9 protein-coding genes are annotated in these 11,416 nt (G+C 73.8%); 6 read left to right on the top strand and 3 right to left on the bottom strand.

The genetic code is table 11. The features are described 5' to 3' along the window. Position 1: 1 nt before the first annotated feature. Genes ACIQPQ_RS02345 through ACIQPQ_RS02355 form a run of 3 tightly spaced genes read right to left on the bottom strand, consistent with a single transcriptional unit; the run spans position 2 to position 5,348 of the window. Positions 2 to 4,108, bottom strand: coding sequence for an amino acid adenylation domain-containing protein (locus ACIQPQ_RS02345; protein ID WP_401298617.1), 4,107 nt, complete (start codon positions 4,106 to 4,108; stop codon positions 2 to 4). After that, a complete protein-coding gene (locus ACIQPQ_RS02350) occupies positions 4,105 to 4,410 on the bottom strand; it encodes an acyl carrier protein (RefSeq protein WP_401298619.1) in 306 nt (101 codons plus the stop codon). The genes ACIQPQ_RS02345 and ACIQPQ_RS02350 overlap by 4 nt, the downstream gene beginning before the upstream one ends. After that, complete coding sequence (locus ACIQPQ_RS02355; RefSeq protein ID WP_401298621.1) at positions 4,407 to 5,348, bottom strand: ketopantoate reductase family protein; 942 nt, start codon at positions 5,346 to 5,348, stop codon at positions 4,407 to 4,409. Before ACIQPQ_RS02355 ends, ACIQPQ_RS02350 begins: the two co-directional genes overlap by 4 nt. 940 nt (positions 5,349 to 6,288) lie before the next feature. On the opposite strand from ACIQPQ_RS02355, the gene ACIQPQ_RS02360 reads away from it, so the two are divergent. The 6 genes from ACIQPQ_RS02360 to ACIQPQ_RS02385 all read left to right on the top strand — a co-directional run bounded on the left by ACIQPQ_RS02360 (position 6,289) and on the right by ACIQPQ_RS02385 (position 11,342). Further along, a complete protein-coding gene (locus tag ACIQPQ_RS02360; protein WP_383776104.1) occupies positions 6,289 to 6,522 on the top strand; it encodes an acyl carrier protein in 234 nt (77 codons plus the stop codon). 72 nt (positions 6,523 to 6,594) lie between these two features. After that, positions 6,595 to 7,668 carry an SAM-dependent methyltransferase gene (locus ACIQPQ_RS02365; protein ID WP_383776106.1) on the top strand — a complete coding sequence of 358 codons (1,074 nt, stop codon included), beginning with the start codon at positions 6,595 to 6,597 and terminating at the stop codon, positions 7,666 to 7,668. After that, positions 7,665 to 8,117 carry a cupin domain-containing protein gene (locus ACIQPQ_RS02370; protein ID WP_401298625.1) on the top strand — a complete coding sequence of 151 codons (453 nt, stop codon included), beginning with the start codon at positions 7,665 to 7,667 and terminating at the stop codon, positions 8,115 to 8,117. The genes ACIQPQ_RS02365 and ACIQPQ_RS02370 overlap by 4 nt, the downstream gene beginning before the upstream one ends. Further along, on the top strand, positions 8,114 to 9,268 hold the full coding sequence (locus ACIQPQ_RS02375; RefSeq protein WP_401298628.1) for a pyridoxal phosphate-dependent aminotransferase: 1,155 nt from the start codon (positions 8,114 to 8,116) through the stop codon (positions 9,266 to 9,268). The genes ACIQPQ_RS02370 and ACIQPQ_RS02375 overlap by 4 nt, the downstream gene beginning before the upstream one ends. A gap of 158 nt (positions 9,269 to 9,426) precedes the next feature. Next, positions 9,427 to 10,491 (top strand): methyltransferase, encoded by a 1,065-nt coding sequence (locus ACIQPQ_RS02380; protein WP_401298630.1) that lies wholly within the window; start codon positions 9,427 to 9,429, stop codon positions 10,489 to 10,491. Continuing rightward, positions 10,488 to 11,342: a hypothetical protein gene (locus tag ACIQPQ_RS02385; RefSeq protein WP_401298633.1), complete on the top strand. Its 855-nt coding sequence runs from the start codon at positions 10,488 to 10,490 to the stop codon at positions 11,340 to 11,342. The genes ACIQPQ_RS02380 and ACIQPQ_RS02385 overlap by 4 nt, the downstream gene beginning before the upstream one ends. Positions 11,343 to 11,416 lie beyond the last annotated feature (74 nt).

Raw genomic sequence — 11,416 nt, forward strand, 5'->3', positions numbered from 1 at the left:
TTCAAGGGCGTGCGTCGGGCACGGGGTGCGCCCAGGACAGGGGGTGGCCGGGCAGGCGGAGCCGCCGGGCCGTCGTACCGGCGGCGGGGCCCGTACGGACCTCGACACCCCGGCACCACAGCGCGGCCAGCGCGGCCAGCAGCTCGGCCTCCGTGGGGACGGCGGCGGGGACGTCCAGCACGGCGACCTCGCCGAGCCGGTCCCGGACCAGCTGGAGCAGCTTGGCGGGCTCGGCCTCGGCCGTCAGGTGCTGCTCCTGCGGGGCGGGCTCGTCCGGCGGGACCGGGCCGAGCGCGGTGCTCCACAGCAGGCGGGTGGCGCGCAGCCGGGGCGGTACGGGCCCGCCCGCCGCGATCCCCGCGGCCTCCTCTGCGGTGAGGGCGCCGCTCAGGACGGCGGCGGCGAGCCGGCCGGTCCCGGTGCCGTACACGGCCGCCGGTGCGACACCGCGCGCGGTCAACCGGGTGGCCAGGGCCAGGCGTTGGGCCACCCGCCGGGCGAGCCGCTCCGCTGTCGGGCCCACGTCGGTGACCTCGTCCGGGGTCTCGGGGTCGGCGCAGGCCAGCACGACCGCCGGGGGCGCGCCGGGGGCGGCCGGGTCGGGCGCGGGGCCGGTGCGCAGGAGCCGTACCGCCTCCGCGGTGTCGTGGGCCACCACGGCGAACCGGTGGGGGAAGCGTTCCCGGCCGGTGTCCAGGGTGTGCGCCACGTCGGCGAGCGCCAAGGCGGGGGCCGCCTCCAGGTGCGCGGCCAGCCGCTCACGGGCGGCGGCGAGCGCTTCGGGGGTGGCGGCGGAGAGGGCGAGGAGGTGGGGGCCGGGGGCAGGAGTGGCCGCCGTGGCGGAGGCGGGCGCGGGCGCCGGGCGGGGGGCGAGTGGGGCAACGTCCGTTGTCTGTACGGGACTTGGTGTGTCCGGGCGGGCTGCCGTACCCCCCGCCGCCGCGCCCCGTTCCACGATCAGCCGTGCCTGGTCCTGCACCGTGACGTACCGGAGGAGGTCGATGACCGGGAGGTCGGCGCCGGTCGCCAGGCGGAGCTGCTCCTGGAGGCGGACCAGCAGCAGGGAGTGGCCGCCCGCGTCGAAGAAGTTGCGGTCGGGGCCGAACCCGTCGTGCTCCAGGACCGCCCGCCACGCGGCACGGACCCCTTCCAGCACGGCGGGCAGGGCGGGACCGGGAGGCGCCACGGGCTCCGGGGGCGTGGCGGGAGCAGGGGGAGACTCCGGTGGCCGGGCCGTCTCCGTCCCTTCCGCCGCGCCCGCCTCCTCCGAAGCCTCCGTGTCCCGTGCCCCCTCCGTCACCTCCGGCAGCCGCCGCCGGTCGATCTTGCCGGTCGGGGTCAGCGGCAGGGCGTCGAGGAGGACGAGGTGGGTGGGGACGGCGAAGGAGGGGAGGCGGAGCTTGGCGTGCCGGGTGAGGTCGTCGGCGCCGGTGCCGGGCGCGGCGACCGCGTAGGCGACGATCTCCTTCTCGCGGCGCCGGTTGAGGCGCGTCGTGACGAAGACCGACTCGACGGCCGGGTGGCTGTCCAGCACCGCTTCCACCTCGCCGAGTTCGACGCGCTGGCTGCGGATCTTCACCTGGTTGTCGTCGCGGCCGATGAACTCCAGCAGCCCGTCCGCCGTCCAGCGCACCCGGTCGCCGGTGCGGTAGAGGCGGGTGGTGCCGTCGGTGACGAACCGGCCGTCGGTCAGCTCGGGCGCGTTGAGGTAGCCGTCGGCCAACCCGTCGCCTCCGAGGAGGAGTTCACCGGGCACTCCGCGCGGCACCGGGCGCAGGCCGCCCTCCTGGACGACCCGGACCTCGGTGCCCGGGACGGGCCGCCCGATGGGCACGGTGCGGGCGTCGGCGTCGACGGAGGTGATCGGGAACCAGGTGGAGGTGAAGGAGTTCTCGGTCGGCCCGTAGCTGTGCAGCAGCACGCCGGGGCGGCTCCAGCGCAGCGCGCGGCGCATGTGCCGTACCGAGATCAGCTCGCCGCCGAAGTACACGTACCGCAGCGACTGGAGGGTGTCCGGGGCGTCCTCGATGATGCGGTTGAGCAGCGGGGTGGTCACCAGCAGGGTGGTGATGCCGCGGGCGCGGACCACCGCGCGCATCTCGCGCGGGCTGAGCACCAGGTGCTTGTCGAGGACGACGAGTTCGGCGCCGTGGGCGAGGGCGCCCCAGATCTCGTAGCTGGCGCCGTCGAAGTTGAGCGGGCAGAGCTGGGCGACGACGTCGGTCGGGTCGAGGGGGATGAAGTCGGGCCGGTGCAGCAGCCGGACCAGCCCGCGGTGGGGGAGGACCACACCCTTGGGGCGGCCGGTGGTGCCCGAGGTGTAGAGGACGCACAGGACGGCGGTGTCGTCGTACGGGACCTCGGGCGCCGTACGCCCGCGGGCCAGGGCCGTCGCCTCGTCGACGCGGACCGCGACGCCCTCCGGCACCTCGACGGTCCGTCCGGCGCCGGGGTCGGTGACCAGGACGGCCGGGCGGGCGTCGGCCACGATCAGCTGGAGCTGCGCCTCGGGGTAGGCCGGGTCGAGCGGCAGGTAGGCGGCGCCCGTGAGGGCGGACGCCAGCCAGAACACCGGGGTGTCGAGGCCGGGCGGCAGCAGCAGCGCCACGGTGTCGCCGGGGCCGACGCCCCGGTCGTGCAGCCAGCCCGCCAACTCTCCGGCGCGGTAGACGAGTTCGTCGTAGGTGAGGGTCTGCTCGCCGTGCCGTACGGCGATGGCGTGCGGGCGGTCGGCGGCCTGCCGCAGGACGAGTTCGGGCATGCGCGGGCCGGGGACGGCGACGGCCGCGCCGGTCGACGCGACCTCGTCCAGGCCGGGGTCGCAGACGGCGAGGAGGTCGCCGCAGGTGCTGTCGGGGGCGGCCACCGCGCGGGCCAGCAGGGCGCACAGCTGCCGCGCGAACAGCTCGGCCGTGGCGGGGCGGTAGCGGGCGGTGTCGTAGTAGACGCAGAGCCGGGTGCCGGCCGCGCCCTCCAGGACGTTGAGGGAGAACGCGTACTTCGTCGTCTCGTCCGGGTGGTCGAAGCGGCGCACGGTCGTGGCGTCGGCCTGCCACACGTCCTCGTAGGCGGGGGTGTACATGAACACCGTCCGCTCCACGCCCGGCCCGTCGCTCTGCTCGCTGCGGATCTCGCGCAGCCGCCGCATCGGCAGATGGGCGTGCTCCATCGCGTCGAGCATCTGCTCGCGCAGCCGTCCGGTGACGTCGAGGAAGGTGTCGTCGGGGGCGAGGCGGTCGCGGATCGGCAGGGCGCGGCTGAACAGGTCGACGCGTTCGGCGTCGGTGTCCCGGCGGCCCGCGAAGACCATCCCGAAGGTGCCCTCCGACTCGCCCGCCCAGGCGTGCAGCAGCACCGACCAGGCGGCCAGCGACACCACGGCCGGGGAGGCGCGTTCGGCGGTGGCCAGCGCCTGGACGCCCGCGGTCACCTCGTCGGGCAGCGCCACCTCCACCCGCCCCGACGGGCCGGGGAAGCCGTCCTCGGGGACGAGGTCGTGCGGGGGAGCGAGGGAGGCGGGGGCGTCGCGCAGCGCCGAGGTCCAGTACGCGTCCGCGTCGGCGTCGGCGGCGGCCCGCTCGGCGGGGTCGGTGTCGACGTCGGCGGGCGGCCGGGCGACGACGCCGGGTCCGCCCGCCGCGCGGGAGCGGTAGGCCGCCACCAGGTCCTCGGCCAGAATCCGGCTGGACCAGCCGTCCGTGACGATGTGGTGCATCGTCACGGCGAGCAGCGCGCCGCCCTCGGCGGTCAGCAGCGTGGCGCGCAGCAGCGGCGCGGTCGCCAGGTCGAAGGGGGCCCGCCCGGCGGTCACCGCGTGCTCCAGGGCCACCTGCCGGTCGTAGGCGCCGGGCAGCGGCACGGTCACGAAGGCGGCCGGGGGCGCGGGTGCGGCGGTGCGGCACAGTTCGCCGCCCTCGGTGGTGAACGCGCTGCGCAGCGCCGGGTGGGCGGCGAGCACGTCGCCGAGCGCGGCCCGGAGCGCCGGTTCGTCGACGGACGGGGTGAACTCCAGGTCCACGGTGACGTTGTAGCGGTCGGACTCCGGTTCGCGCAGGCAGGCGAGATAGACGTCGAGCTGTTCGGAGGAGGCCGGTTCCCGTTCCGTCACTTGGGGACCGCCAGGTGGTCGCCCGCACCGGCCCGCAGGGCGCGCACCAGGTCGGCGACCGTGCGCACGGAGTGGAAGTGCAGCGGGGTGAACTCGGCGTCGGTGATCTTCACGCCGAACCGTCCCTCGCACTGGGCGCGCAGCTCCACGAAGCCGAGGGAGTCGAGGCCGAGGACGTCCTGGAGGCCGTCGTCGTCGCCGATGCGGTCGGCGGGCAGGTCGAGGAAGAGGTCCTCGACGAGGATCTCCTTGAGGGTGGCTTCGAGGGTCGCGTCCAGCTTCTCGCCCGGACCGGCTGTCATGACGTTTCTCCCTTGGTGGCGGTGGATGCGTGCGGGGCGGTCGGCGCCGGTGGCCGGTCGCGCGCGCGGTCCGCGGCGGCCCGGGTCAGTGCGGTGAGGGCGGGTACGGGGACGCGGTGGTCGTGGGCGCGGCGCAGCACCGGGTCGGTGAGCGCGGCGAGTTCGGTGGGCCGGACCCCGGCGGCGACGTCCCGGTGCAGGGAGGTGTCGGTCCGGCCGGGCAGGCTGTCCAGGGTGCGCAGGAGACGCGGTACGTCGACGGGCGCGCCGTCGGCGGCGGCCACCGCGCAGGTCTCGCGGGCGGCGTCCCGCAGCAGCGCGGTCCGCGCGGCGTCCCGGCGGACGACGCCGAGGGGGCCGTCGGCCGCGGTGGTGGCGAGGGCCAGCGGCAGCAGCAGGACCAGCTTCTCCCACAGGACGGCCGCCGGATCGCGGCGCGGGACACAGCCGATGCCCGCGTCGGTGAGGGCGTCGGCCAGGGGCCGGTGGCGGGGGTCGTCCTCGGGGGCGAGGGCGACCTCGGCGAAGAGGGAGTTCCAGGTGACGCGGCCGGGCGCGGTGCGTTCCGCCTCCACGCGGATCGCGCCGACCAGCACGCGGTCGCCGAACCGGGCGCGCAGGACGGGCGGGTGGTCCAGCCCGTTGAGGAGCGGGACGACCGCGTCCGGTGCGGCGCCGGGGCCGACGCGGTCGAGCGCGGCGGTCAGGGCGGGTGCCTTGACCGTCACCCACAGGGTGTCGACGGGGTCGTCGAGCCGGTCCACGGCGCGGGCCCCGGCCCGGTGGTCGCCGCGCAGCGGGCTGCGGACGGCGATGGTCCCGTCGTAGCGGGAGAGGGATTCCTCCCGCATGACGAGCGTGACGGCGTGGCCCGCGCGGGCGAGCGCCGCCCCGAGGGCGAGCCCCACGCCGCCGGCGCCCAGAATCGCATGCCTCAACGCACTTCCCTGATCCATCTCGTGACGGACGCGGGTGCTCCACGGCTCCGCGCCCGGTGCGGCGGGCAGCGGAAAGAAGCACCGCGTAAAGGTGAAGGAAAAAGCCGGTAAAGGCTCTGGTGAGAAGGGTGGACAGTCCCTGGCCCGGTGCTTGTCCATCCCCTAGTACGTCAAAGTTCGGAAAAGACCCCGGCGACTTCGACGGAGATAAAAACCGGTCGGCCGACCGGATATGGAGCCCCCATTGCGGCGTACATCGTTCCCCCTGTCACGCCGGATCATGTCTCCTTCGAACGCGGCCGTAGAAATACTGCGTTCACAAACGACTCACCGACGGTAGGGGTGCAAACTTTCAGCCGTCAACGTCCTTTTCGGCCATGCGATTGGCTGATGCACGCGTCGCCCTCCGGAGGTTGACACGGGCCGTTGAAGTGTTGGCCCCGGCTGCTCCACGGGCCGTGGCCGACAATCGCCCCTTGACTGGCTCGATGGCCGCTGCCTACGCTCCGATATCGGCAATCTGGCCGTCACGGTGAGCATTCACCTCAGGGACCGAACCGGTTGATCCACCGGTTTGTGCGTCCGTTTCTACGGGGGATCGACAAAGAACGTCACACGGCTGCGCACAGGTGCACAGCCGTCGCCCGGCTGCGCCGCAGCCGGGGTTCGACCGAAGAACCACACTGACGCAGGGGAATTCCTCTTGAGCGAAGACGGTGTGACCACGCGCCCGGAACCGGCATTCGGCAACCCCTCCCGAGGGGAAGGGGGAAAGGAGTCCGCGAAGGAAACCCCGGTCCAGCACGGGGCGTATTCAGGGGCGTATTCGGGGATGCATTCCCCGGCGCATTCCGGGGTAGCGTCCGGGACGCCGTCCACGGCGGGTGCCGGCGGGGCGGCGCCGGCCCCCGAGGGAGCGGTACCGGCCTCCGAGGGGTCGGTGACCGACCAGGTCAGGGCCGCGTGGACGGAGATTCTCGGCCACGACGACTTCGACGACGACACCCCGTTCGCCGAGGCGGGCGGCCATTCCCTCAAGGCCACGCAGGTGTTGATCCTGCTGCGTCGGCGGCTGGGTCTGCGGCTGCCCAACCGGCTCTTCTTCGACCACCCCACCGTGCGGGAACTGGCCGCCGCGGTGGACCGCATCTCCGCCACCTCTCCGCTCACCTGACCGGTCCGCCCCGGACCCGGGTCACATGGCGACCACCGGGCGGCGACGACCGAGAAAAGGAAGGCACTTCCCGTGACTGCTCCCGTTTCCCGCGACAGCCTCGAAGAGCTGGGCACCCGCGTATTACCGCCCGCCGACTGGCGCGGTGACACGAAGACCCCGCTCGACGCCGACACCGCGTTCAACGGATTCATCTCCACGCACGTGGTGTTCGCCCTGGAGCAATTGGGACTGTTCACCTGGTTCGACAAGGAAAGCCGACTCGACGTCCCCGACTTCTGCCGGACGCGGCGGACGGACGAAACCGTCCTGCGTCATCTGCTCTCCGCCGCGGAGTCCTTCGGCTACCTCACCGTGACCGGCGACCGGGTGACGCCCACCCCCGCCTGGAGTGAACTCCGGCGGAAAATAGGGTTCTTCACCTGGGGGGTCGGCGGATATCACGACGTTTTCGCGAACGCCGCCACCATCGCGCGCGGAGAACGTGTCTTCGGCCAGGACGTCCTGCGCGACGAGGGCATGGTCGCCCTCGGTTCCGCACAGGCCGACCTGGCGCTGATGCGCCATCTCCTGGACGAGCAGATCGCGGCCCTCGACTTCTCCGTCATCGCCGACCTCGGCAGCGGAATCAGCGAACGCGTCTGCCGCCTCGTCAAGTCCCGCCCCGGCGCCCGCGGTCTCGGCCTCGACATCAGCGCCTCGGCCACCGACCTGGCCGCCGGCACCGTCGGCCGCCACGGGCTCACCGACCGGGTCCAGCCGATCTGCGCCGACGTCCTCGACGTCCTCTTCCGCGGCCGCCGCATCGAGGGCGCCGAACAGGTCGACGTCGCCATGAGCTTCATGTTCCTGCACGACCTGCTGGTCGACCCGAGCACCCGCGGGGACGTGATCCCCGCCCTGCGCAAGGCCTTCCCGCACGCGCACACCTTCCTCCTCGCCGACACCACCGTCCGCCCGCGCGGCACCGGCGACACCCTGCCGGTCTTCTCCAGCGGCTTCGAGCTGGCCCACGCGCTGATGGGCGTGCCCATCTACACCCGCGAGGAGTACGAGAACCTCTTCCGCGAGGGCGGCCTCCACCTGCGCCGCACGATCCCCTTCGGCGCCCCGCACACCTACCTCTTCGTCCTGGAGGCCCAGTGACCGGCGACACGGCCCCCGCCCCGGCCACCGCCCCCACCCCGGCACCCGCCCCCGCGCCCGTGGCGAGCGGGCGATGTCCGGGTGACGCCGAGATCGTGGAGGGGCTGCCCATCCCGCTCGCCGTGGCCGGACACCACCAGCCCGCGCCGTTCTACCTGACCTCCGACATGTTCGGCGGCCTGCCCGTGCAGCTCGCGGGCGGCGAACTCAGCGCCCTGGTCGGCAAGCCGGTCGCCGCCCCGCACACCCACCCCGTGGACGAGCTGTATCTGCTGGTCTCCCCGAACAAGGGCGGCGCCCGCATCGAGGTCCAGCTCGACGGCGTACGGCACGAACTGCTCTCCCCGTGCGTCATGCGCATCCCGGCCGGCAGCGAGCACTGCTTCCTCACCCTGGAGGCCGAGGTGGGCAGTTACTGCTTCGGCGTGCTGCTGGGGGACGAGCTGTGACCCCGGCCGCGACCCCCGCCCCGGCCGCGACGCCCGCTGACGCGGCGACGCCCGGCCCGCCGGGCAGGACGTTCAACACCAGCGTCCCCGGCGCCGACGACCTGATCCGCCTCCACCTCAGCGAGAGCCCGTTCGGCGCCAGCCCCGCCGCGCTGAAGGCGGCCGAGGACGCCCTGCGCCGGGCCAGCGTCTATCCCGACCCCGAGCGCCAGGACCTGGTGCGCGCCCTCGCCGCCCACTGGGAGGTCACCCCGGACCACATCGCCGTCGCCAACGGCAGCGACGAACTGGTCCTGGCCACCGCCCTCGCCCTCGGCGACCGCGACCGGCCCGGACTGGTCACCGACGGCACCTTCCCCGGCTACCGCTCCTGCCTGGAGCTGACCGGGCGCGGCTGCACCGCCGTCCCGCTCGCCGGTACGGCCGTCGACGCCGAGGCGTTCGCGGCGGAGCTGCCCGGCCACGGCATCGGCTACCTCTGCAACCCGCACAACCCGAGCGGCGCCGCCCTCACCCGCGCGGAACTCACCGCGCTGACCGCCGCGTCCGCGCGCGGCGGGGTGCCGCTGGTGCTCGACGAGGCGTACATGGAGTTCGCGGCGGCGGACACCCCGCAGACCCGCGACTTCCTCGGTCCCGGCACCGGCACACGCCCCGGCACCGGTGTCGGTGGCGACCCCGGTGCGGAGCCGCCGCTCGTCGCCCTGCGGACCTTCTCCAAGGCGTACGGTCTGGCCGCCCTGCGCGTCGGGTACGCCGTCGGCCGCCCCGACCTGATCGCCACGCTGCGGCAGACGCTGCGTTCGCTGCCGTTCAGCGTCAACCGGCTCGGGCAGGCCGCCGCGATCGCCGCCCTCGGCGACCCGGACTTCGTCGCGGAGGTCCGCCGGTCCACCGCCGAGCGGCGCCGCTGGTTCACCGCCGAACTGGACCGGCGCGGGCGCGCGCACCTGCCCTCGGTGACCAACTTCGTCGCCGTCGAGGCCGCCGACTGCGCCCGCGCGCAGGACCGGCTCGCCGCTGATTTCGGCATTCTCGTTCGCAATGCGGGACTGTTCGGATTCCCCGGCTATCTGCGGACCTCGCTCGGCACGGAGGACGACCTCCTACGTTTTCTCGACGCGCTCGACGAGGTCGAGAAAAACCCCTGAGAAACGTCCGGGGAAAGACCCGGAAAACCTCTCGGACCCGCCCGAGGACCACCTCACGGGACCTCACGGGACCTCATGGGATCTCACCTGATCTCACCGGACCCACCGGAGACCGCCCGGCGGACGACCCCGCACACCACCGACAAGGAGCTATCCGCGTGTTCCGTCAAGACCCGTTGAACACGATCCTCGCCCTGGGCTCCGGGTTCACCCCCACCGCCGTCCGGGTGACCGCGACGCTGCGGCTGCCCGACCTGGTCGACCAGGGGCACCGGACCGTGGCCGCCCTGGCCGCCGAGACCGGCAGCGACGAGCAGTCCCTCGGCCGCGTCCTGCACTACGTCAGCCTCCTCGGCCTCTTCGAGGAGACCACCCCGGCCGACGGCGCCGCCGACGCCGGCGAGCAGGCCGAGAAGCAGTACGAGCTGACCGACGTGGGCCGCGTCCTGCTCAGCGAGCACCCGAGCAACCTGCGCCGCTGGCTCGACTACGACGACCCCAGCCGCGCCATGGAGGCCCGCTTCGAACCGGCCATGGGCCGCCTCCGGGACGCCGTCCGCACCGGCCTGCCGGTCTACGAGCAGGCCCACGGCCGCCCCTTCTGGGAGGACCTGGAGGCCCACCCGGACATCGAGAAGTCGTTCAACACGGGCATCGCCCGCATCGCCAACCGGCTGGTCCCCGAACTCGCCCGCATCCACGACTGGGCGTCCGCCGGGCACGTCGTGGACGTCGGCGGCGGCAACGGCTCGCTGCTGCTGAAGCTGCTCACCGAGCACCCCGGCCTGCGCGGCACCCTGCTGGAACTGGACAGCGTGATCCGGGAGGCGAAGGACACCGTCGCCCCCGTCGCCGACCGGTGCGAGCTGGTCGCGGGCAGCTTCTTCGACCCGATGCCGGCCGGTGCCGACACCTATCTGATCGCCAACACCCTGCACAACTGGAGCGACCGGGACGCGGCCCGCATCCTCGGCCGCTGCGCCGAGGCCGTCGTCCCCGGCGGGAAGGTGCTGGTGGTGGAGCGGCTGCTGGACAGCGGCAAGGACCCCGTCATGGCGAGCTACGCCGACCTGCTGATGCTGGTCCTGCTCGGCGGGCGCGAGCGCAGCATGGCCGACCTGCGCGGTCTCGGCGCGGGCGTCGGCCTGACGCTCACCGGGTCGAAGCGGTTCGAGCTGCCGGGCCACTGGCTGGTCGAGTTCACGCGCGAGGAGGCCAGGTGAAGCGGTCGCTGAATCCGGACGAGCCGAACGCCCTGCTGTCGTACGACTTCGACCGGGGCAGCAACTACGAGAACGTCCTCCACCTCACCGACGCGCTCGGCGCGCTGGTCCCGGAGAGCGAGACCGAACACCCCGACCAGCGGTTCTTCCAGGTCACGCATCTCATCACCGAGTACGCGTGGGTGCAGTTGCACTACGAGCTGCGGCGGGCGATCCGTCATCTCGACGAGGACCGGTTCGCCCCGGCGGTCCGGCTGTTCGACCGGGCCACCGGCCTCAGCGAGGTCACCGTGCAGGCCGTACGGCTGCTCACCGACCATCTGCCGCAGCACAGCCTGCTGATGATGCGCAACGCGCTGCCCGAGGACGCCACCGGCCTCGACTCGCCCGGCTACCGCAACCTGCGGCGCGTCGCCCGCCCGGTGTGGAAGGCGTACGAGCAGGCCCTCACCCGTGCCGGGCTCTCCCTCCAGGACGTCATCGCCCAGCAGGACGACGGCTACGACGGCCCGCGCACCGCCGCCTCCCAGGCGCTGGCGCTGGTGCGGGAGGCGATGCTGCGCCTGGACGGCAGCGTCCTCGGCTGGAAGCAGCACCACCTGATCATGGTGTGGTCGCAGCTCGGCGGGCAGCCCGGCCTGCGCAAGGAGAACGCGAACGGCGAGGCGGACCTCCCGCAGAGCCTGGGCGGCCGGTCGCTGTCCACGCTGGAGGCCCGCTCGCAGTCGGCGCTCTTCCCGGAGCTGTGGCGGGCCGCGGAGGAGGCGTACTGGCTGCTCGGCACCCGGCACGCCACCGACGCCCCCGTCCGGGGCAACGGCTCGGCACCGGGCTGCCCGGTCCAGCACTGACCGCACGGCCGCACGGCGCCACGGAGCCGGTCGGACCCCCGTCGTAGGGCGGCGGGGGTCCGACCGGCTCCGTC

This window comes from Streptomyces sp. NPDC091281 (genome assembly GCF_044757425.1).
GTDB lineage: Bacteria > Actinomycetota > Actinomycetes > Streptomycetales > Streptomycetaceae > Streptomyces.

Coding starts and splice junctions, on each gene's coding strand:
- ACIQPQ_RS02350 (WP_401298619.1), bottom strand. CDS start 4,410: ATGACAGCCGGTCCGGGCGAGAAGCTGGACGCGACCCTCGAAGCCACC.